Below are 20,704 nucleotides of genomic sequence, written 5' to 3'. Positions count from 1 at the left end.
ACTGAGCCCCTGTCCGAGGCGGACCCGGACAGGGGCTCAAATCAATCGGTGATGCGTCAGACCAGCAGACCGGGGATGGTCTCCTCGTGTGCCGTACGGAGCTCGCTCAGCGCGATGCTGAACTCGCCCTGGACCTCCACGTCCTCGCCGTCCACAACACCGATACGGGTCACGGGCAGACCCCGCGCCCCGCACATGTCGTTGAAGCGGAGCTCCTCGCTGCGCGGCACGGCCACCACCGCACGGCCCGCCGACTCGCTGAACAGCAAGGTGAAGGCGTCGAGCCCGTCCGGGACGATCAGCCGCGCGCCCGTACCGCCGCGCAGGCACGACTCGACGACGGCCTGGATCAGACCACCGTCCGACAGGTCGTGCGCCGCGTCGATCATGCCGTCGCGGGAGGCCGAGATCAGGATGTCGCCGAGCAGCTTCTCGCGGTCCAGGTCCACGGCCGGCGGCAGCCCGCCGAGGTGGTCGTGGACGACCTGGGACCAGGCCGAGCCGCCGAACTCCTCACGCGTGTCGCCCAGCAGGTAGAGGAGCTGGCCCTCTTCCTTGAAGGCGATCGGCGTACGGCGGTTCACGTCGTCGATCACGCCGAGCACCGCGACGACGGGCGTCGGGTGGATGGCCACGTCGCCGGTCTGGTTGTAGAGCGAGACATTGCCGCCGGTCACCGGAGTGCCGAGCTGCAGGCAGCCGTCCGCGAGACCGCGCGTGGCCTCGGCGAACTGCCACATGACGGCCGGGTCCTCGGGCGAACCGAAGTTCAGGCAGTCCGAGATGGCGAGCGGCTTGGCGCCGGAGGCGGCGACATTGCGGTACGCCTCGGCCAGCGCGAGCTGCGCGCCCGTGTACGGGTCGAGCTTCGCGTACCGGCCATTGCCGTCGGTCGCCATGGCCACGCCCAGGTTCGACTCCGCGTCGATCCGGATCATGCCCGCGTCCTCGGGCTGGGCCAGCACAGTGTTTCCCTGCACGAAACGGTCGTACTGGTCGGTGATCCAGGACTTCGAGGCCTGGTTCGGCGATGCGACCAGCTTCAGCACCTGCTCGCGCAGTTCCTCGGACGTCGCCGGCCGGGGAAGCTTGTTCGCGTCGTCGGCCTGGAGCGCGTCCTGCCACTCCGGACGGGCGTACGGACGGTGGTACGTCGGGCCCTCATGGGCCACCGAACGCGGCGGTACGTCCACGATCTGCTCGCCGTGCCAGAAGATCTCGAGCCGCTCGCCCTCGGTCACCTCACCGATGACGGTGGCGATGACGTCCCACTTCTCGCAGATCTCGAGGAAGCGCTCGACCTTCTCCGGCTCCACGATCGCGCACATGCGCTCCTGCGACTCGCTCATGAGGATCTCCTCGGGCGAGAGGGTCGCATCACGCAGCGGCACGGTGTCGAGCTCGACCCGCATACCGCCGGAGCCGGCGCTCGCCAGCTCGCTCGTCGCGCAGGACAGTCCGGCGCCGCCGAGGTCCTGGATGCCCGCGACCAGCTTCTCCTTGAAGATCTCGAGCGTGCACTCGATGAGGAGCTTCTCCTGGAAGGGGTCGCCGACCTGGACGGCGGGACGCTTGGCCGGACCGGTCGACTCGAAGGTCTCGGAGGCCAGCACGGAGACACCGCCGATGCCGTCGCCGCCGGTACGGGCGCCGTACAGGATGACCTTGTTGCCGGGGCCGGAGGCCTTCGCGAGGTGGATGTCCTCGTGCTTCATCACACCGATACAGCCGGCGTTGACCAGCGGGTTGCCCTGGTAGCACTCGTCGAAGACGACCTCGCCGCCGATGTTCGGCAGGCCGAGGCAGTTGCCGTAGCCGCCGATGCCCGCGACGACACCGGGCAGCACCCGCTTGGTGTCGGGGTGGTCTGCCGCGCCGAAGCGCAGCGGGTCGACGACCGCGACCGGACGGGCGCCCATGGCGAGGATGTCGCGGACGATGCCGCCGACGCCGGTGGCCGCGCCCTGGTAGGGCTCGATGTAGCTCGGGTGGTTGTGCGACTCGACCTTGAAGGTGACGGCGTAACCCTGGCCGACATCGACGACGCCCGCGTTCTCGCCGATGCCGACGAGCATGGCGTCGTTCTCGGGAACCTTCTCACCGAACTGCTTCAGATGGACCTTGCTGCTCTTGTACGAGCAGTGCTCGGACCACATGACGGAGTACATGGCGAGTTCGGCGCCGGTCGGGCGGCGCTCGAGGATTTCGTGGATGCGCGCGTACTCGTCCTGCTTGAGGCCGAGTTCCTTCCAGGGCTGCTCGACGTCGGGCGTCTCGGTGGCGTGCTTGACGGTGTCGAGAGTCATACGGAGACCAGCTTCTTCAGGATCGAGGTGAAGAATCCGAGGCCGTCGGTACGGCCCGTACCGATCAGCGGCTCGACGGCGTGCTCGGGGTGCGGCATCAGACCGACGACATTGCCCGCGGCGTTGGTGATGCCGGCGATGTCACGGAGCGAGCCGTTCGGATTGAAGTCGAGATAACGGAAGGCGACCCGGCCCTCGGCCTCGAGCTCGTCGAGCGTGCGCTCGTCGGCGACATACCGCCCGTCCATGTTCTTGAGCGGGATCTGGATCTCCTGACCGGCGGTGTAGTCCGCCGTCCAGGCCGTCTCGCTCGTCTCCACCCGCAGCTTCTGCTCGCGGCAGATGAAGTGCAGGTGATTGTTCTGGAGCATCGCGCCCGGCAGCAGATGCGACTCGGTGAGGATCTGGAAGCCGTTGCAGATACCGAGGACCGGCAGACCGGCCTTGGCCTGCTCGATGATCGTCTCCATCACCGGCGAGAAGCGGGCGATGGCTCCGGCCCGCAGATAGTCGCCGTAGGAGAAGCCTCCGGCCAGGACCACGGCGTCGACCTGCTTGAGGTCCTTGTCGCGATGCCAGAGCGAGACGGGTTCGGCGCCCGCGAGTCGGACGGCGCGCAGACTGTCCTTGTCGTCGAGCGTGCCGGGGAATGTGACGACGCCGATACGAGCGGTCACGACTCCACCTTTACGACGAAGTCCTCGATGACAGTGTTGGCGAGGAACGTTTCGGCCATCTCGTGGATGCGGGCGAGGGCGGCGTCATCGACCGGCCCCTCCACCTCCAGCTCGAAGCGCTTTCCCTGACGTACGTCCGCGATCCCGTCGAATCCGAGGCGGGGCAGTGCGCGCTGCACCGCTTGGCCCTGGGGGTCGAGGATCTCGGGCTTGAGCATGACGTCGACTACGACGCGTGCCACGGGCACTCCCGGTGGTGTGTTGCGAGGGCGGTTCCCTCAGCGTACCCGCCCGAAAAATCTACGCGGGTAGATATCTCGAGAACGCCCGGGGAAAATCCAGAGAAAAATCCCGCCCCACATTGCCGTCGGACACGCGCATGTAATTGGCTGGGCTTCACAATGCGCCGCCTACCGCTGTACAAAGGAATACAGAGGAAAGCAGCATTGCCCCTCACCAGCCGGAAAGCCGGTATCACCGCATGCCAGAACCGGCGATACCGCAGGAAAGGACCGATATCCGTGGCTCAGCGAGTAGTGGTCACGCTCTCCGACGACATGGACGGCGGAGAAGCGGCGGAAACGGTCGCGTTCGCCCTGGACGGGAAGTCGTACGAGATCGACCTCAATCCCTCCAATGCAAAGAAACTGCGCAAGGCCCTGGCCCCGTACATGGCGGCCGGCCGAAAGCAGACAAACGCCGGGAAGCGTGACAAGTCCCGCATCTCCTACCGGCACACCTCGCTCGCGCCCGCACCGGCGGCCGTGCGGGCCTGGGCGCAGTCCAACAAGATGGACGTGCCCGCTCGCGGCCGGATCCCCAAGAGGGTCTACGAGGCCTTCCGCGAGGCCAGTTGAGGGGCGCCCGCGGATCCGAGTTGCACTGCACCCCTGCTGTTCGGCTAGAGTCTGGAGCACGCCGAGGGGCGAGGCCGCAAGGCCCGACCTCACGCAGCGTGCGGGTGTAGTTCAGTAGTAGAACATCCCCCTTCCAGGGGGAAGGCGCAGTGTGCAATTCCTGTCACCCGCTCTGCATCGCTTTACCGGCCATCCAGGTGGATCAGGTAGAGTGGTGATCGCACCGCCCAGTGAGAGCTGAGCGGCAGCAATGCGGACGTGGCTCAGTTGGTAGAGCATCACCTTGCCAAGGTGAGGGTCGCGAGTTCGAATCTCGTCGTCCGCTCAGAGTGAAGGCCCCGGTCGAATCGACCGGGGCCTTCGTCGTATCCGTACGGCCCGGGTCCGATGACATTTGTCATCGGCAGTGATGACAGCGCGCACTGCCCGTCGCTCACGCTCGGCGGAAGCCTTGAGCCATGACCACAGACCAGTACGTCATCGAGGCGGAAGGGCTGCGCCGGACCTACTCCGGCGGCTTCGAAGCGGTGACCGGAATCTCCTTCTCCGTGGCGCGCGGCGAGATCTTCGCCCTGCTCGGGACCAACGGCGCGGGCAAGACCTCGACGGTCGAGCTGCTCGAAGGCCTCGCCGCCCCCGACGGCGGGACCGTACGCGTCCTCGGCCACGATCCGTACCGCGAGCGCGCCGCCGTCCGGCCGCGGACAGGCGTGATGCTCCAGGAGGGCGGCTTCCCCTCCGACCTGACGGCCGCCGAGACCGCCCGCATGTGGGCGGGCTGCACCAGCGGGGCACGGCCCATCGGTGAGGCGCTGGAGCTGGTGGGGCTCGAAGGGCGCGCCGACGTGCGGGTCAAGCAGCTGTCGGGCGGCGAGCGGCGGCGGCTGGACCTGGCGCTGTCGGTGCTCGGGCGGCCGGAGGTGCTCTTCCTCGACGAGCCGACGACCGGTCTTGACGTGGAAGGGCGGCATGGCACCTGGGAGTTGGTGCGGGCGCTGCGGAACGGTGGCACCACCGTGCTGCTGACGACGCACTACCTGGAGGAGGCCGAGTCGCTGGCCGACCGGCTGGCGATCATGCACCGGGGACGGATCGTGACCGCGGGGAGCCCGGCCGAGGTGACGGCCGCCCGGCCGTCCCGCATCCGGTTCGCACTGCCCAAGGAGGTGACGCCGGCACAGCTGCCGCTCTCGCTGCGGGCCGCCGCGGACGGACGGCGGATCGAGATCCGTACGCACCAGCTGCAGCAGTCCCTCGGTGAACTGCTGCTGTGGGCAAAGGAGTCGGACGTACGGCTGGAAGAGCTCGACGCCCGCTCGGCCTCGCTCGAAGAGGCCTTCCTCGACATCGCGCAGACTCAGACGGCGGGTGTGTGACATGACTGCGACGGCCGGACGGCTGACCGCTCTCGGGCGGGCCGAACTGACTCTTCTCCTGCGCAACCGGACCGCACTCTGCGTGGCGCTGCTGATGCCCGGGGCGATGGTGGTGGCGGTGAAGTCGTCGCTGGACCAGATCGATCCCGACCAGGCCGGGATGAGCGCCGCCGAGGCGGCGATGACCGGCGCGATCGGCATGGTGCTGATCCTTGTCGTCCATCTCAACCTCGTCTCGGCCTATGTGACCCGGCGCGAGGAGCTGGTGCTCAAGCGGCTGCGTACGGGGGAGGTGCCGGACCGCGAGATCCTCGTCGGGACGGCACTGCCCGCCGCCGGTCTCGCCCTCGCGCAGTGCGTCCTGCTGGTGGTGGCGGGGGTCGCGCTCCTGCACCTGGGGGCGCCGGAGCGGCCCGAACTGCTCATGCTGGGCGTGGTCTTGGGGATCGTGCTGCTGACCGCACTGGCGGCGGTGACGTCCGCGGTGACCCGGACCGTGGAGAGCGCACAGATCACCACCATGCCGATGTTCATGATCTCGATGGCGGGCTCCGGTCTCACCGTACCCCTGGAGGTGCTGCCGGAGAGGCTCGCGTCGATCTGCGAACTGCTGCCCCTGACCGGGGTGATGACGCTCGTACGGGCCGGATGGCTGGGCGGAGCCGACGCCCATGACGTGATCGGAGCCGCGGTGACGGCTCTGGCCTGGACCGTGCTCTCGGTGTTTGCTGTGCAGCGGTGGTTCCGTTGGGAACCCCGCCGCTGACTTCGGGAGTTTCTGTGCGGGTGAAGGGCTGGAGCAGCCGCAGCGGACTGGCGAAGGTGGACCTGTACACCCGCGGCACGGTCTATCTGATCGTGTGGGTGGGGGTCCTCGGGCTGACGTTGCTGCTGCAGGCCCGGCCGGTCCACGAGGGTGGGCAGCAGGTGCTGGTCGTGAGCGCCTCGCTGCTCAGCGTCGTGGAAGGGGTGTTCTGCGGACGGCTGGCCCGGCACGCCATGGACGCCTATCTGGGGCAGGGACAGGTGCCCCGGAGACTGGTCTCGTGGGCAGCGGCGGCGACGGCCGCGACGACGGCCGCCGTGGTGGTGCTGGCGGCGACGGCCGATCTGACCGGGCTGCTGCCGACGATGCTGGCGGCGGCGCTGGCACCGTTCCTGGCCGTCCACAGTCTGCTCGTAAGCAACCGGACCACGGCCCTGATCCAGCTCGTGGTGCTGGTCGTGGTGTACGGGATGGTTTCGCTGACCGGCCGCACGGCCGATGAGGTGCTGTCCACCGTCGTGGCTGCCGGCTTCGTGAACGGGTGGATGGCCTTCACGGCCCGCTGGTCCATGTGGGTGCTGGCGGTGATGTGGGAGCTGCGGGAGGCGCGTGACGTACAGGCGCGGCTTGCGGTCGCGGAGGAGCGGCTGCGCTTCGGCCGCGATCTGCACGACGTGATGGGCCGGAATCTCGCCGTGATCGCGCTGAAGAGCGAGCTGGCGGTGCAGCTGGCGCGGCGCGGGCGGCCGGAGGCGGTCGACCAGATGACCGAGGTGCAGCGCATCGCCCAGGAGTCGCAGCGAGAGGTACGGGACGTGGTGCGCGGCTACCGGGAGGCGGACCTGAGCGTGGAACTGGAGGGTGCGTGGGGCGTCTTGGCGGCGGCCGGGATCACCTGCACGGTCCGGTCCGGGGACGCGGAGCTGCCGGTCGGCGTCCAGTCGGCGCTGGGCTGGGTGGTCCGGGAGGCCACGACGAACGTCCTGCGCCACGGGGACGCGCGGCGCTGCACGATATCGCTGCGCACCGCGGACGACACCGTGGTGCTGGTCGTCGAGAACGACGGGGCGGCCGAGGCGGCAGACGGCACCCCGGGCTCGGGCCTGGCGGGCCTGCGCGAGCGGCTGTCCGCCGTGGACGGCACGCTGGAGGCGGGACCGGCGGGGGGCGGGCGGTTCCGTCTGACGGCCCGCGTTCCGCTGGGACAGCAGACCGGACAGGACATGGAGGAGGCGGTGTGACCGTACGGGTACTGCTCGCCGATGACGAGCATCTGATCCGCGGCGCGCTGGCCGCGCTGCTCGCGCTCGAGGACGATCTCGTGGTGGTCGCCGAGGCGGCCTCGGGCACCGAGGCCCTTGCCATGGCGCGGGCGCACCGGCCCGACGTCGCAGTCCTCGATCTTCAGATGCCGGCCCCGGACGGTGTGAGCGTGGCCACATCCCTGCGGGCCGAACTGCCCGAATGCCGGACGATGATCGTGACCAGCCACGGGCGGCCCGGGCACCTGAAGAGAGCGCTGGCTGCGGGCGTCCGGGGCTTTGTCCCGAAGACGGTCAGCGCCCAGCGGCTGGCGGAGATCATCCGTACCGTGCACGCCGGAAACCGTTATGTGGACCCGGAGTTGGCGGCTGACGCGATCTCCGCGGGCGACTCGCCGCTGACCGCCCGCGAGGCGGAGGTGCTGGAACTGGCGGCGGACGGGGCACCGATCGCGGAGATCGCGGAGCGGGCCTCACTGTCCCAGGGGACCGTGCGGAACTACCTCTCTTCCGCCGCCTCCAAACTGGGGGCCGAAAATCGGCACGCGGCGGTGCGTCTCGCACGTGAGCGAGGTTGGGTATAGTGGTCTCCGCGCACGGCGCATGCGGACGTAGCTCAGTTGGTAGAGCGCAACCTTGCCAAGGTTGAGGTCGCCAGTTCGAACCTGGTCGTCCGCTCAGATTGAAGGCCCCGGTCCTGGTGACCGGGGCCTTCTTCGTGCGTGCCCCTTCTCGCGTACTTCTTCGTGCGCCGCTACTGCCAGGGGGTGCCGGTCAGCAGCTCGTACGCCTCGATGTACTTGCCGCGGGTCGCGTCGACGATCTCCTGCGGGAGGGCCGGGGGCGGCTGCTCGCTCTTCCTGTCCCAGCCGGAGGCGGGCGAGGTCAGCCAGTCTCGGACGTACTGCTTGTCGTACGACGGCTGGGCGCGGCCCGGCTCCCAGGTGGCGGCCGGCCAGAAGCGCGAGGAGTCCGGGGTCAGCACCTCGTCGGCGATGACGAGCTCGTCGCCCTCGAAGCCGAACTCGAACTTGGTGTCCGCGAGGATGATGCCGCGCTCGCGGGCGATGTCACGGGCCCGGCTGTAGACGGCGAGGGTCGTCCGGCGCAGCTGGGCAGCGGTGTCCGCGCCGACCTGGCGGGCGACTTCCTCGTAGCTGACGTTCTCGTCGTGGTCACCGACGGCCGCCTTGGTGGCGGGCGTGAAGATCGGGGCCGGGAGCTCGGAGCCGTCGCTGAGGCCCTCGGGCAGCGCGAGACCGCAGACGGTGCGGGACTCCTCGTACTCGACGAGACCCGACCCGGTGAGATAGCCGCGGGCGACACACTCGACCGGGACCATCCGCAGGGACTTGCAGACAAGCGTGCGGCCGGCCCAGTCGGCAGGGGCGCCGGCGGGCAGCTCGGTGGAGATGACGTGGTTCGGTACGAGGCTCTCGAGACGCTCGAACCACCAGAGCGAGAGCTGGGTGAGCACCCGTCCCTTGTCGGGGATCTCGGTGGGCAGCACCCAGTCGTACGCGGACATGCGGTCGCTGGCGACCATCACGAGGTCGCCCGCCTCGTTCTGATACAGATCGCGCACCTTGCCGGTATGCAGATGTACCAGGCCCGGCACCTGTAGCGGCTCGGGCTTTTCGACGAATCCGGACACGGTTCCTCCCCGTGGTGGAACAAGAGGGGCGCCCCGAAGGGGCACAAGTAGGGCGGTGGTGGGAGACGGGTGGGCCAACGCGTCCGATTGTCCCGTACGCGGGAAGTGCGGGCCCGGCCAGGGGGCCCTCGGCGCCTCTAGTCGCGTTTGCAGATGCGGTCGAGCAGATTGGCGGTCGCCCGCTGGACGCGGGTGTCGACATGGCCGGGCCGGTCCAGCGCCGGGGACCAGGCGAAGGTGCCGGACGCGAAGACCAGGGCGCCGGAAGGGGCCCGGTAGAGGGACGTCTCCTGGTGGCGGGTGGCGTCCTCGCTGTCCTGGTACGGGGAGTGGGCGAGCAGGATCCGGCCCTGATGCTCGGGGAGCGCGGTGCGCGGGAAGTAGCGGTCGGCCTCGCCCGCGACCAGTCCGGCGAGCTCGTCACCCTCGCCGGCGCCGGTCGCCTCCCAGAGCCAGTGGTCCGCGTTCCGTACGACCAAGGGATGCGGCTCGGGGACCCGTCCCGCGTACTGGATGCCCAGCAGCTGCTGCTCGGCCCGGTCGATCTCGCGCCAGAGTGCGGGCTTGCCGGGGCAGCGGCGCTTGCGGCAGGTGAGGAGACGGTCGGGTACGCCAGAAGGCGCGGGCCCGAGCTCGACCTGCCAGTACATGGTGTTGGCGGAGAGGAAGACGAGCGAGGTGCCTTGGTCGCGGGCGAGCTCGACGGTGCGGCGCATGGGCGCCGACCAGTACTCGTCGTGGCCGGGGAAGACCAGTCCGCGGTAGCGGGAGGGGTCGACCCGGCCGGCGTGGAGGTCGCGGGTGTCGGCGTAGGCGAGGTCGTAGCCGTAGCGCTCGGCCCAGCGGATGAAGTCGTAGGCGTGACCCACGTGGAGGGGGAGGCCGGCGCCTGCGTACGGACGGTCGAAGGAGACCGTGATGGCGGCGTCCTCCTCGCCGAGGAGCCGGCCCTTCTCGTCCCAGGCGTGGTAGAGGCTGGCGCCGGTACGACCGTCCTCCGGATAGAGGTTGTACGCCTGCCAGGTGATGTCCGGGAGGAGCAGGAGGAGGTCGGCGGGGCGGTCGTCGCGGACCGTGAAGGGAATGTGGGAGCGGTAGCCGTCGCCGGTGGTGAGGACGGCGACGTAGGCACCGATCGACCAGTAGGAGGGGATCTGCAACCGCCAGGAGAGCCACCAGTGGTGGCAGGAGACCGTGCGGTCGGCGGCGAGCGGGGGCGGCTGGACGATCCCGGAGAGGCGCGGGCTGGTGGTGATCTTGGCGGCGCCGTCGCCCGCGTAGTGCCCGATGCGGTAGATGTCGACGGAGAACTGCTGGGGCGGGTCCACGGTGATGTGGAAGTCGATCGACTCACCGGGTGCGGCCGCGCCGGTGGACGCGAAGCCCTTGATCTGGCGGCGTACGTCGTCGGCGGAACGGGGCCCGCCGGAGCGGCCTCTGGCCAGGGTGGGGTCGGCGTACCAGGGGACGACCTGGCCGGTGTCGTCGAAGTAGTGCTCGCTGCCGCGCAGCCACGGGAGCGGGCCCTGCCCGAAGGGATCCGTGACCGCGTGGGCCAGGGCGCCTGATTCCCATCGCCGGATCTGCTCCGCCCCCATGCTGCGCCCTCCCTCGATGCCCCGGGACCACTGTGATGCGCCGACTGTTCAGCGCCGGTCTCCAGCACATCACATAACGCACGCACTCCGTCACCGTTCGTCGCGAATTGGCGTGAACGGAACGTGCCGTTCCGTCGTGCGGGAGCGTGGCTCACCGGTTTCGGAAGGGTGGCTCGACCGGTTTGGGAGCGTGGCTCGACCGGCTCTCGGAGGCCGGTGAGTGGGCAGATGCGCGCCTACACCAGGCGGACCGGCTTCTCAGGGCGGATGCCCAGCGTGGTCAGCCAGCCGCGCAGTGGGGCCGCGTCGCCGTCCTCGATCAGGCTCAGGACGCGGCTGCCCAGGTCTGCGCGGCGTTCGCCGTTGATCAGAAGGGCCGGGCCGTCGAGCCAGTCGAGGCCGGGGGCGGCGCCCGCGGTGTCGACCGCGGCGCAGCAGACCATCGCCGTGACATGGTCGGCGAGCAGCTCGCGGCCGGTACGCGGCGGCTGCAGCGGGAACAAGGGCAGCGGGTCCGCACCCCAGCCGTTGACGGCGTCTGCCGGGCTCTGCGGGACCGGCGCCGCCTCCTCCTCGCGGGCGACCTCCGCACTGATCCCCGCCGCCAGGGTGTCGCCGATGGCGGTGCCCCGCGCCGACAGGTGATTCATCACCCGCGCGAGCGTCGGGCCGTCGGGGCCGGTCGACGGAGGCACGCCCAGGCCGTCGAGCACCCGGTGGAGCCGGGCCGCCTCCGTACGCCACTTCCGGTCGACGACCTCTTCCGGATACTGCTGCCAGTCCACCGGGGACCAGTCGGGACCTGCCTCGGCCGGGCCGCCGTGGAAGAGGCGGGCCGCCAGCAGCGAAGCCGCCTCGTCGACCGCGCCCGGCTCCTCGAGCAGGTCGCAGGCGGGGCGCTCGCCCAGCCGGGAGGCGAAGCCCTCGGCGAGGCGGTCGCGGCGGGAGAGCTCGGTGAGGGCCGAGACGACGCCCGCGTCCAGACGGGAGGGCCAGCGGCCCATACGCCAGGCGGGCAGCGCGACCCGGGTGAGCAGCCGGTCCCACCCTGCGTAGGCGAGGCCGACCTGCTCCTGGGCGACGATCCGCAGACCGTAGTCCACAGCCTGTGCACGCTCGGAGGCATCGGCCGCGACCCCGCGCTCCATCTCACCGACATGCAGCTGGCAGCTGCGCAGCAGCAGCCGGGCGATCCGGCCGACAAAGCCGAGCGCGAGCCTGGGTATCGCCCCCCGGCCGGGGCTCGCGGCAACCGCGACCGCCGCGTCCAGTCCCCGTACGAAACGGCGCGCCGCGGCTATGTCCGGGTGCGCGGAGGGCGCGGTCCCGGCCACGACCGGCGCCAGCACCGCCCGCAGCTCCGCGACCCGCATCCACCACAGGAACGGCGAGCCGATCACCAGCACGGGCGCCTCGGCCGTCCGGCGTCTGCGCCCGCCCTGGATCCCCCGGATCGCATGGGCCGGGTGCGTACGGTCCTCGAGCCAGCTGTCGCAGTCGGGTGTGAGCGCGAGCGCGGACGGCGCGGGCACCTCGAGGCGCTCTGCCACGTCCCGCACCAGCCGGTACAGATCAGGGGCGGCCCGCTCCGAGAGCTCCACGGTCGGGCTGAGTGCCGGACTGGCCCGAACGATCACGGTCGCGACCGCCGCGGCGACCAGCAGCACGATCACCGCGCAGAAGGTCACACTCCAGCGCGCCGCGTTCCAACTACCGCCGTCCATATGGTCAGTGGTACCGCCTGCCAGCAGCACGACGGCGACGGCCGCGGGCAGCAGCGCCACGGCCAGCGCCCGGCTACGTATGCGCAGCACGGCGAGAGCCCGGGACCGCGCGGCCTGCGCGCCCATGGACTCACCGATACCGGAACCCGACACGGCCGGACTCACCCCCTCTGCCCTGCGACGGTGCTGCTCACTCCCCCACTGTGGCACCCACCACTGACATCGCAATGCCGGTGGGCCAAGTGCCGGAACGCCTGCGCCGCACCCTAGTTGGGGCTTCGGCGGGCGTCATCCGGATGGGTCACCCGTCACTCGATGGAATGGCTTTGGGCAAAGGTGATGACGGGCTCCGGGCCCTAGAGGTTCACTCCCCGGCGGCTTTGCGTGCGATGTCCGTACGGTGCTGCGAACCGTCCAGGCGGATCCGGGCCACCGCCTTGTACGCGCGTTCGCGGGCCTGCGCCAGGTCCTTGCCGGTCGCGGTTACCGAAAGTACCCGGCCACCGGCGCTCACGACCGCGTCGCCTTCGTGCCTGGTCCCGGCGTGCAGGACATACGCATGGGGGGCATCCTCGGCCGCGACCTCGTCCAGGCCCTCGATCGGGTCGCCGGTGCGCGGGGTGTCCGGGTAGTTGTGGGAGGCGACGACCACGGTCACTGCCGCGTCCTCGCGCCACCGCAGCGGCGGCTCGAGGTCGAGGGTGCCCTGGGCCGCGTTGAGCAGGACGCTCGCGAGCGGCGTCGCGAGGCGGGCCAGGACCACCTGGGTCTCCGGGTCGCCGAAACGGGCATTGAACTCGATGACCCGTACGCCGCGCGAGGTGATCGCGAGGCCCGCGTACAGCAGCCCGGAGAAGGGCGTGCCACGGCGGTGCAGCTCGTCGACGGTCGGCTGGAGGACGGTGGCCATGACCTCGTCGACCAGCTTGGGGTCGGCCCACGGGAGCGGGGAGTACGCACCCATGCCGCCGGTGTTGGGGCCTTCGTCGCCGTCGAGGGCGCGCTTGAAGTCCTGGGCGGGCGTCAGCGGGACGACGGTCTGGCCGTCGGTGATGGCGAAGAGGGAGACCTCGGGGCCGTCGAGGAACTCCTCGATGACGACTCGGTCGCAGGCCAGCGCGTGCTCGCGGGCGGCGGCGAGGTCGTCGGTGACGACGACGCCCTTGCCGGCGGCCAGGCCGTCGTCCTTGACGACGTACGGAGCGCCGAAGGCGTCCAGGGCCTGGTCGATCTCCTCGGGAGTCGTACAGAGATAACTGCGGGCCGTGGGCACTCCGGCCGCCGCCATCACGTCCTTGGCGAAGGCCTTGGAGCCCTCCAGCTCGGCGGCCTCCCGGGAGGGGCCGAAGCACGGGATGCCCGCGGACCGTACGGCGTCGGCGACCCCGGCGACGAGCGGCGCCTCGGGGCCGACGACGACGAGCTCGGCCGCCAGCTCGGTGGCGAGCCGCGCCACGGCCGCGCCGTCCAGCGCGTCGACCGGGTGCAGCTCGGCGACCTCGCCGATGCCGGCGTTTCCGGGCGCGCAGTGCAGAGCGGTGACGTCGGGGTCGAGGGAGAGAGAGCGGCACAGGGCGTGTTCGCGGGCGCCGCCGCCGATGACGAGGACCTTCACGGCAGCCAGCCTAACCGCCGGGGGCGGCTGGTCCTGTACGGGCCTCCGAGGACCCGCCCCCTACTCGTTCGTATATTCCTCCACGACCGTGGCACCGAGCTCGCGCACGATCAGGTCGTGGCCGGAGAGCGCGGAGTCGACGAGGTCGGGATCGTCCTCTTCCGGTACGTCGTCCTCGGGAGCGACCGGGGGCGGGGTGTGCGCCTGGGCCGCGCGCGGGGGCTCCGGCGCGGAGGTCTGCGGGCCTGATCCGGAGTGGGGAGCCGCCGGGGCGGGGCGGGGCGCGGGGGCTGCGGGGGGCTGCGGGGCCGGGGCACGACCGCCGCCGAATCCACCACCGAAGCCGCCACCGCCGGACGGGGGCTGGGCACCACCGCCGGGACCGCCTGCGCCGCCGGCACCGCCCGCACCGCCCGAGGGATCGATGATCGCCTCGACCTTCCACTGCACATTGAACTGCTCGGAGAGCGCCTGCTTCAGCACCTCCTCGCTGCCACTGCTCGCGAAGTTGTCCCGAGCGCCGGCGTTGATGAAGCCGAGCTGGAGAGTGGTGCCGTCGAAGCCTGCGACCTGGGCGTTCTGACTGAGCAGGATCCAGGTGAAGCGGCGGCGGTTCTTCACGGCCTCCAGGATGTCCGGCCACATGTTCCGCACCTGTACAGCGCCCTGCACCATGCCGGCGCTCGGCGCGGCGGGGGCGGACGCGGCCGACGCGGGAGCGGGGGCTGCGGGCGCGGGTGCCGCGGGCTGGCCGCCCTGTCCCGGGGCCGATGCCGTGGGCCAGCCACCGGGACGCCGCCCCGACTCCGCCGCGGCCGCGGCGGGCCAGGCCCCCGGGCGCGACCCGGCCGGCTGTGGCTGCTCCGCCGGGGGAGCCACCGCCTCGGGAGCGGGCGCAGGCGCGGGAGCAGGTGCGGGTGCGGGTGCCGGAGTGGGCGCGGCAGGAACAGGAGCGGGTGTGGGCGCACCTCCGCCCCGAGCCGCCGCCCGGGCGGCGGCCGGCCCGCCTCCCTGGGGGACCGGCGGCACGGGGGCGTGCGCCTGGGCCTCCGGCCCCGGCACGTACCCCATCGCGGGCCCGGAGCCCCCGGTCGAGAACGTCGCACCCCGCTCCAGCCGGTCCAGCCGCGCCTGCATCGACCGCTCGTCGTCGAAGGCGGCGGGCAGCAGCACCCGCGCACAGATCAGCTCGAGCTGCAGCCGCGGCGAGGTGGCGCCGCGCATCTCCGTGAGCCCGGTGTTGACCAGATCGGCGGCGCGGCTCAGCTCGGCCGCACCGAAGACGGACGCCTGCGCCTGCATACGCTCGACCACGTCGGCCGGTGCGTCGATCAGGCCCTTGTCCCCCGCGTCCGGCACGGCGGCCAGGATCACCAGGTCCCGCAGCCGCTCCAGCAGATCGGCAACAAAGCGCCGCGGGTCGTTGCCGCCCTCGATGACCCGGTCCACGACCTCGAAAGCCGCGGCCCCGTCGCCCGCCGCAAAGGCATCCACGATCGAGTCGAGCAACGACCCGTCCGTGTACCCGAGAAGGGAGGTGGCCATGGCATACGTCACACCTACCTCGGTCGCGCCCGCCAGCAGCTGGTCCATCACGGACATCGAGTCACGCACCGACCCGCCGCCGGCCCGCACGACGAGCGGCAGCACGCCGTCCGCCACCGGGATGTTCTCCTTGCCGCACACCTCGCCGAGGTACTCGCGCAGCGTCCCCGGAGGCACCAGCCGGAACGGATAGTGGTGCGTACGCGACCGGATCGTCCCGATGACCTTCTCGGGCTCGGTGGTCGCGAAGATGAACTTGAGGTGCTCCGGCGGCTCCTCGACCACCTTCAGCAGAGCGTTGAAGCCCTGCGGGGTGACCATGTGCGCCTCGTCGATGATGTAGATCTTGTACCGGCTGCTCGCCGGCCCGAAGAAGGCCTTCTCCCGAAGATCACGCGCATCGTCGACACCACCGTGCGACGCGGCGTCGATCTCGATGACATCGATCGACCCCGGCCCGTTCCTGGCGAGGTCCTGGCAGGACTGGCACTCGCCGCACGGCGTCGGCGTGGGCCCCTGGGCGCAGTTCAGACAGCGGGCGAGGATGCGCGCACTGGTCGTCTTTCCGCATCCGCGCGGCCCGCTGAACAGGTACGCGTGATTGACCCGGTTGTTCCGCAGGGCCTGCTGCAGCGGGTCAGTGACATGCTCCTGCCCGATGACCTCGGCGAACGACTCGGGGCGATAGCGGCGGTACAGCGCAAGGGACGACACGCCTACGAGGTTATCGGGGCCCACTGACAAGCGGCGCCGCCCGACGGCGCTGGGCGACCGGCCCGCATCCGCATCCGCGTCGCGGGCCTGGAGGCGGGACCGTCGGACGGGCAGCGCCCGCAAACGCAAGCGCCCCCCACGCACCCGCCAGAGCCGACCTACCCTTGCTGCCTTCCGGCCCTGGGGGAGTTCAGTCAGATAGCGCCACGTGAGGGGCTCCGCACAGGGTACCTGATCGCGGGGGGTGGGAACGAGTTCGCTAGCACTCCTCAACGTCTTGTATTGTTTGCCGCGGAGGATTCGCCTAGTGGCCTAGGGCGCACGCTTGGAAAGCGTGTTGGGGGCAACCCCTCACGAGTTCGAATCTCGTATCCTCCGCCATTGCTCTCACCGGGCAATACGTTGAAGGGCCCCACCGTTCGCGGTGGGGCCCTTCGGCGTTGCCCGTCTCAGTTTCCGTCTCAGTTGGTCTTCGGCGGTTCCCAGAGCATGTCGCCGGACCGACGCTCCATGTCTTCGCCACCGCTCCGGCCCGGCTTCGCCGGCCGCGCGGCTAGAGCGAGCACACAGAGGGGCGCGCTTGCAGGCCCCGTGTAGATCCAAGTGCAGCCTTCGCGCCAAGATGAGCGAGTGACGGAGAGCGAAGCGGATCTGCTGGCGCTGCTGCGTGAGCTCGATAATCCGGAGTGGCTGGAGTGGCCGCAGCACTACAACCGCAGCGAGACCGCGATCCCATTCGGCGGCCTGGTGGCCCGGCTCGAAGGTGACTTCGCAGCTCGCTGTACTGCCGAGCAGGACGCCCAGGACTCCAGCGAGTACGGACGTGTCGTCGTGCCCGCGGCGGCAACCATGTGCGGGACCCGGATCGTCGTCTGTGTGAGTAAGTTCGGCTCCCTGGCTCTGGTCTGCGCTGAGAACCCAGGGGCCTTCTTCAGTACGGCGGATGCCCAGGCTGAGGGCGAGCTGGATGCTGCCGATCTCACCAAGGTCGATCGAGCGTTGGTCGACCTCGGGTATGCAGTGGTTCCCGAGGAGCTGCTGGAGCGCGACTACGACGGACCGAGCCAGCTGCCCTGGCACGTTCAGCGGCCCAGCTGGTGGCATCGTTTTTTCGGAACCTTCTGACGATCACGTCCCGAGGGTCGGGTTGGTGCCAGCGAGGCCACGACGGGTTTCAAGATCGCTGAGGGGGTTGACTCGCCCATTGAGACTCCACCGACCTCTCATTCGTGGCCGTCATCGCATCGGACGACGAAGGGCAATGTGGGCTTCGAGCAGTCGCACAGCCAGCTCATGCCGCACTTGGAAGGCGAGGTGGAGTGGCGTTAGCCCGTCCCTTGACGGACGCTCGGGATCTGCCCCGTAGGCGAGCAAGACCGCAGTACAGGCGGCGTCCAAGGGGTCGCCGGTCTGAATGGCACCGTCGGCCTCACCATCGATGGCCCGCAGCAGAGGCGTCCAGCCACTGAACTCATCCAGCTCATTGGGATCTTGCCCCTGGTCCAGGAGGCGTGTCAGCTCGGCCAGATCGTCAGCCTCTACCGCACGGCGGAGAGGAGACAGCTCGTAGCGAGGCTCAGAGTCGGTCATGGAGTTGGTCCAATCAGCTGTGCAACCAGGCGCATTGCCGGGTAGCGGTACTCGGCCATGAACTCAGGGCGACACTGATTGCGGTACTGGTCGAGTGCCTGGCCGGGCGAGATCGAAGGACTCGAAGTCGGCCTCGCCGGCGCCCAGGACAAGCTCGCCCAGCTCGACGCCGAAGAGGCCCGCAGCCGACAGGTCGTCGATCTTGGGATGCCGTCCTTCTCCCACCTTGCCGGGCGCACGTCCGCGGCCACTCTCGCCTGACCTGCGTTGATTCGGCACTGTCCGGTGCGCGATCCGTACGGGTCCGGCGCAGAGGTGTTGGTGTGGTCCTGACTCACCACCCGGGGCGTAGGTGTGCATCGGCGCGATCGGAGTGCGTCGCCATGCTCCAGTGGCGCCGGGGTGGACCAGACATGCGTTCCTTCCGATCCCTCTGGGCCAACGAGCGGTGAGGGATCCCACAAGCGGGCCACCCGCTGGCGCGTGGACGCCAGGGGGGTTATCGTCGAGAGGGAGAACGACCGGTCTTCCTACCCCTTGGGGAATGGCCTCTCGGCCTTCCGGGGCGGGACTGCCTCCGGGCAGAGAACTGCCAGTGGGTCACCAACGGGACCCCACCACGCATTGCCCGTTCACGCCGACACGATCGACCACCCGCACCCCCCGACAAGGGCATCGACATGACCACCAGCACCGCGCACCGCACAGCCCAGCGCTGCCGTCTCTGCAAGCCTTCGCAGGAGCCGAACGACTACGCCCTGTTCCTGCGGCAGTGGGTGCGCGAACCGGCCCGCATGGGAGCCATCGCCCCCAGCTCGCGGCACCTAGGCCGAGGCGGTCTGCGCCCCGGTGCCCGAACGCGGCGAGCCCGTCGTGGTGGAACTGGGTGCCGGCACCGGACCGTTCACCGCCGAGATCCAGCGCCGGCTCGGCGGCCGCGGCCGCCACCTGGCCGTCGAGATCGATCCACTCCTCGCCCAGCGCCTGCGCCACCGCCACCCGGAGGCGGAGGTGATCCAGCGCGACGCCGTGCACCTGCGCCACCTGCTGGATGAGCGCGGCATCGAGAGCGCCGACGTGGTGGTCAGCGGCCTGCCCTGGGCACTCTTTCCCTCCGCCACCCAACACCAGCTCATGAACGCGGCAGCCGCAGTGCTCGCCCCGGCGGGTGCCTTCACCGCGTTCACCTACCTCCACGCCGTTCCCCTCACCCCCGCCCGTCGGTTCCGCGAGCTGCTGGCCAACCGCTTCGAAGAAGTCGTCCCCAGCCGCACCATATGGCGCAATACACCCCCGGCCTTCGTCCTCCACGCCCGCAGACCCCGCCCATAACCCCCTCTTCCGTCATGGTCGACGCTCTCTGGGACACGGGGTGGTTCAGCTGAGTCGAGGGAGAGCTCGGCCTTACTCGGTCTGGTTACTCGGTCTCAGCCAAGGCACCGAGAATCAGGTCGCTGACGGCCTTGGTGGACACGGGGTTCGAACGCCGGGCGCAAGGCGTCACCCCGCTGCCCCACGCCGCTGCCCCACGCGGACGAACTCGCCACCCGGCTGTCGGCACCCTCGACCAGTTGGCCGCCATCACCGGCGAGGACCCGAGTAGCACCGTGGCACCGGTGCATCCGGCGGGACCCGCCGAGTGCATGAGGCGTGGCCGGCCTCAAGGTGCCGGCCCCGCTGGGCGCGCAAGGCGTCCGGCTGCGGTGGCCATCGGACTGACCGAACCGCTGCTCGAAAAACTGCGGGCCGGACGCCACCACCTCGTCGTCGCCACCCAGCGGCCCTGCGGCCGGACAGCGCACGCCGAACTCCTCGCCGACGAGGAATTCGTCCTGATCGCCGCCCCCGCATGTGCCGAACGGCTCAAGGGGCAGGACCTGCGCACCGCCCTGGAGAGCTTCCCACTGATCACCTATGCCGAGGACCTGCCCATCGTCCGCCGCTACTGGCCCCACGTCTTCGACCGCCGCCTGCACGCCCAGGCCGCGATCACCGTCCCCGACCTGCGCCGCGTCTTCACCGCCGTCACCGCCGTCACCGCCGTCACCGCCGGCGCCGGCTGGAGCGTCCTGCCCAGCTACCTGTGCCAATTGCTCCAGGCAGCCTCCGAGCGCGATGGCGGTGGCCGGCAGCAGGCAGGACACGGACGATGGTGTCTGCTGGTGTGAGAGGGGTGTGGGCCGCCATCATGGCTCCTTTCTCGCCGCGGAGTTGGCCGCGGGCTCGGTGGTCAGGCCTGCTCGGTGGGGCGTACGAGCAGTTCGGCGACGGCCACGTGCCGGGGGCGGGTGACGATGTAGCCGACGGTGTCGGCGATGTCCTGGCTCTGCAGCCGCTCGATGTCGCCCAGGGCGGCGACGATGTGCTGCTGGATGACGTCGGGGTTGTGCGTGCGCAGTTCGGTGTCGACGCTGCCCGGCTCGATGACGGACACGCGGACGTGCTGGCGCGCCAGTTCCTGACGCAGCGCTTCGCTGAAGGCACCGACGCCGAACTTGGTGGCGCTGTACACGGCGGACATGGCGTAGGCGTTGCGGCCGGCGAGCGAGCCGATGTTGACGATGTCGGCGACCTGACGCGGCTCCTCGGCGGCGGCCTTGACCAGGTGGGGCACGGCCGCGTGGGCGGTGTACATCAGGCCCATGAGGTTGATGTCGATCATGCGCCGCCAGTCGTTCAGGTCCGCACCGGGGGCGGGCCCGAGCAGCATGAGGCCGGCATTGTTGACCAGCGTGTCCAGACGGCCCAGGCCCTCGACGGTCCGCTCGACCGCTTCCGCAGCGGCCTGGGCGGTGGTGATGTCGGCGGGCACGACCAGGGCCTTTCCACCGGCGCCGGTGATTTCCGCGGCAAGGTCGGTGAGCCGGTCCTCGCGCCGGCCGACCAGGGCCACGGAGGCGCCCTCGCGGGCAAGCTCCAACGCGGTGGCGTGGCCGATACCGCTGGATGCTCCGGTGACCAGAGCGACGGTTCCTTCAAGACGACGAGTCATGGGTTCAAGCCTTTCGATGAACGGCCAC

At 70.3% G+C, this 20,704-nt stretch carries 19 protein-coding genes, 4 tRNA genes and 1 other RNA gene; 13 read left to right on the top strand and 11 right to left on the bottom strand.

Annotated elements, in window-relative coordinates; genetic code table 11:
• Positions 1–56 precede the first annotated feature (56 nt).
• From purL to purS, 3 genes are read right to left on the bottom strand one after another with little or no spacing between them, the layout of a single operon-like run.
• Positions 57–2,306 carry a phosphoribosylformylglycinamidine synthase subunit PurL gene (gene purL, locus ACFYXH_RS15920; RefSeq protein ID WP_389562904.1) on the bottom strand — a complete coding sequence of 750 codons (2,250 nt, stop codon included), beginning with the start codon at positions 2,304–2,306 and terminating at the stop codon, positions 57–59.
• Entirely contained in the window at positions 2,303–2,983 is a 681-nt protein-coding gene (purQ, locus tag ACFYXH_RS15915; RefSeq protein WP_389562902.1) for a phosphoribosylformylglycinamidine synthase subunit PurQ, read from the bottom strand. Before purQ ends, purL begins: the two co-directional genes overlap by 4 nt.
• A complete protein-coding gene (gene purS, locus ACFYXH_RS15910; RefSeq protein WP_215092426.1) occupies positions 2,980–3,225 on the bottom strand; it encodes a phosphoribosylformylglycinamidine synthase subunit PurS in 246 nt (81 codons plus the stop codon). The genes purQ and purS overlap by 4 nt, the downstream gene beginning before the upstream one ends.
• Before the next feature lie 279 nt (positions 3,226–3,504).
• On the opposite strand from purS, the gene ACFYXH_RS15905 reads away from it, so the two are divergent.
• From ACFYXH_RS15905 to ACFYXH_RS15870, 8 genes are all read left to right on the top strand, one after another.
• Positions 3,505–3,840: an Lsr2 family protein gene (locus ACFYXH_RS15905; protein WP_327324615.1), complete on the top strand. Its 336-nt coding sequence runs from the start codon at positions 3,505–3,507 to the stop codon at positions 3,838–3,840.
• A 100-nt stretch (positions 3,841–3,940) separates the two neighbouring features.
• Positions 3,941–4,012, top strand: a tRNA-Gly gene (locus ACFYXH_RS15900).
• A gap of 80 nt (positions 4,013–4,092) precedes the next feature.
• Positions 4,093–4,165 (top strand) — tRNA-Gly (locus ACFYXH_RS15895).
• Between the two features lie 133 nt (positions 4,166–4,298).
• Positions 4,299–5,216, top strand: coding sequence for an ABC transporter ATP-binding protein (locus ACFYXH_RS15890; protein WP_389562900.1), 918 nt, complete (start codon positions 4,299–4,301; stop codon positions 5,214–5,216).
• A 1-nt stretch (position 5,217) separates the two neighbouring features.
• Entirely contained in the window at positions 5,218–5,982 is a 765-nt protein-coding gene (locus ACFYXH_RS15885; RefSeq protein WP_389562898.1) for an ABC transporter permease, read from the top strand.
• A gap of 14 nt (positions 5,983–5,996) precedes the next feature.
• Positions 5,997–7,223 carry a sensor histidine kinase gene (locus ACFYXH_RS15880; RefSeq protein WP_389562896.1) on the top strand — a complete coding sequence of 409 codons (1,227 nt, stop codon included), beginning with the start codon at positions 5,997–5,999 and terminating at the stop codon, positions 7,221–7,223.
• Positions 7,220–7,828, top strand: coding sequence for a response regulator (locus ACFYXH_RS15875; RefSeq protein WP_389562894.1), 609 nt, complete (start codon positions 7,220–7,222; stop codon positions 7,826–7,828). Before ACFYXH_RS15880 ends, ACFYXH_RS15875 begins: the two co-directional genes overlap by 4 nt.
• 21 nt (positions 7,829–7,849) lie before the next feature.
• Positions 7,850–7,922, top strand: a tRNA-Gly gene (locus ACFYXH_RS15870).
• A gap of 76 nt (positions 7,923–7,998) precedes the next feature.
• Here ACFYXH_RS15870 and ACFYXH_RS15865 read toward each other — a convergent pair.
• The 6 genes from ACFYXH_RS15865 to ffs all read right to left on the bottom strand — a co-directional run bounded on the left by ACFYXH_RS15865 (position 7,999) and on the right by ffs (position 16,315).
• Positions 7,999–8,898 carry a phosphoribosylaminoimidazolesuccinocarboxamide synthase gene (locus ACFYXH_RS15865; RefSeq protein WP_327324620.1) on the bottom strand — a complete coding sequence of 300 codons (900 nt, stop codon included), beginning with the start codon at positions 8,896–8,898 and terminating at the stop codon, positions 7,999–8,001.
• A 137-nt stretch (positions 8,899–9,035) separates the two neighbouring features.
• The gene (locus tag ACFYXH_RS15860) at positions 9,036–10,496 is read right to left on the bottom strand and encodes a N,N-dimethylformamidase beta subunit family domain-containing protein (protein ID WP_389562891.1); all 1,461 of its coding nucleotides are present in this window, start codon (positions 10,494–10,496) and stop codon (positions 9,036–9,038) included.
• Positions 10,497–10,732: 236 nt separating this feature from the next.
• Positions 10,733–12,373 carry a hypothetical protein gene (locus ACFYXH_RS15855; protein ID WP_389562889.1) on the bottom strand — a complete coding sequence of 547 codons (1,641 nt, stop codon included), beginning with the start codon at positions 12,371–12,373 and terminating at the stop codon, positions 10,733–10,735.
• Positions 12,374–12,584: 211 nt separating this feature from the next.
• Complete coding sequence (gene purD, locus ACFYXH_RS15850) at positions 12,585–13,835, bottom strand: phosphoribosylamine--glycine ligase (RefSeq protein ID WP_389562888.1); 1,251 nt, start codon at positions 13,833–13,835, stop codon at positions 12,585–12,587.
• A 60-nt stretch (positions 13,836–13,895) separates the two neighbouring features.
• On the bottom strand, positions 13,896–16,094 hold the full coding sequence (locus ACFYXH_RS15845; RefSeq protein ID WP_389562886.1) for a DNA polymerase III subunit gamma and tau: 2,199 nt from the start codon (positions 16,092–16,094) through the stop codon (positions 13,896–13,898).
• Positions 16,095–16,216: 122 nt separating this feature from the next.
• Positions 16,217–16,315, bottom strand: an RNA gene (gene ffs / locus ACFYXH_RS15840) — signal recognition particle sRNA small type.
• Positions 16,316–16,387: 72 nt separating this feature from the next.
• Here ffs and ACFYXH_RS15835 point away from each other — a divergent pair.
• Positions 16,388–16,475 (top strand) — tRNA-Ser (locus ACFYXH_RS15835).
• Between the two features lie 249 nt (positions 16,476–16,724).
• The gene (locus ACFYXH_RS15830; RefSeq protein WP_389562884.1) at positions 16,725–17,219 is read left to right on the top strand and encodes a hypothetical protein; all 495 of its coding nucleotides are present in this window, start codon (positions 16,725–16,727) and stop codon (positions 17,217–17,219) included.
• Positions 17,220–17,330: 111 nt separating this feature from the next.
• Here the strand turns inward: ACFYXH_RS15830 and ACFYXH_RS15825 are convergent, their stop codons facing one another.
• Complete coding sequence (locus ACFYXH_RS15825) at positions 17,331–17,684, bottom strand: ankyrin repeat domain-containing protein (protein WP_389562883.1); 354 nt, start codon at positions 17,682–17,684, stop codon at positions 17,331–17,333.
• A 78-nt stretch (positions 17,685–17,762) separates the two neighbouring features.
• Between ACFYXH_RS15825 and ACFYXH_RS15820 the strand changes: the two genes are divergently transcribed.
• The 3 genes from ACFYXH_RS15820 (at position 17,763) to ACFYXH_RS15810 (ending at position 19,852) form a co-directional block, all read left to right on the top strand.
• On the top strand, positions 17,763–17,945 hold the full coding sequence (locus ACFYXH_RS15820) for a hypothetical protein (RefSeq protein ID WP_389562881.1): 183 nt from the start codon (positions 17,763–17,765) through the stop codon (positions 17,943–17,945).
• A gap of 588 nt (positions 17,946–18,533) precedes the next feature.
• The gene (locus ACFYXH_RS15815) at positions 18,534–19,016 is read left to right on the top strand and encodes a class I SAM-dependent methyltransferase (RefSeq protein ID WP_389562879.1); all 483 of its coding nucleotides are present in this window, start codon (positions 18,534–18,536) and stop codon (positions 19,014–19,016) included.
• A 371-nt stretch (positions 19,017–19,387) separates the two neighbouring features.
• Positions 19,388–19,852 carry a LysR substrate-binding domain-containing protein gene (locus tag ACFYXH_RS15810; RefSeq protein ID WP_389562877.1) on the top strand — a complete coding sequence of 155 codons (465 nt, stop codon included), beginning with the start codon at positions 19,388–19,390 and terminating at the stop codon, positions 19,850–19,852.
• A 62-nt stretch (positions 19,853–19,914) separates the two neighbouring features.
• Here the strand turns inward: ACFYXH_RS15810 and ACFYXH_RS15805 are convergent, their stop codons facing one another.
• Positions 19,915–20,676 (bottom strand): SDR family NAD(P)-dependent oxidoreductase, encoded by a 762-nt coding sequence (locus ACFYXH_RS15805; protein ID WP_389562875.1) that lies wholly within the window; start codon positions 20,674–20,676, stop codon positions 19,915–19,917.
• Positions 20,677–20,704 lie beyond the last annotated feature (28 nt).

Source organism: Streptomyces sp. NPDC002730, assembly GCF_042888805.1.
In the GTDB taxonomy this organism is placed as follows: domain Bacteria; phylum Actinomycetota; class Actinomycetes; order Streptomycetales; family Streptomycetaceae; genus Streptomyces.
This window is presented reverse-complemented; position numbering and strand designations above follow the sequence as displayed.

Coding starts and splice junctions, on each gene's coding strand:
- purL (WP_389562904.1), bottom strand. CDS start 2,306: ATGACTCTCGACACCGTCAAGCACGCCACCGAGACGCCCGACGTCGAG.
- ACFYXH_RS15890 (WP_389562900.1), top strand. CDS start 4,299: ATGACCACAGACCAGTACGTCATCGAGGCGGAAGGGCTGCGCCGGACC.
- ACFYXH_RS15885 (WP_389562898.1), top strand. CDS start 5,218: ATGACTGCGACGGCCGGACGGCTGACCGCTCTCGGGCGGGCCGAACTG.
- ACFYXH_RS15860 (WP_389562891.1), bottom strand. CDS start 10,496: ATGGGGGCGGAGCAGATCCGGCGATGGGAATCAGGCGCCCTGGCCCAC.
- ACFYXH_RS15825 (WP_389562883.1), bottom strand. CDS start 17,684: ATGACCGACTCTGAGCCTCGCTACGAGCTGTCTCCTCTCCGCCGTGCG.
- ACFYXH_RS15805 (WP_389562875.1), bottom strand. CDS start 20,676: ATGACTCGTCGTCTTGAAGGAACCGTCGCTCTGGTCACCGGAGCATCC.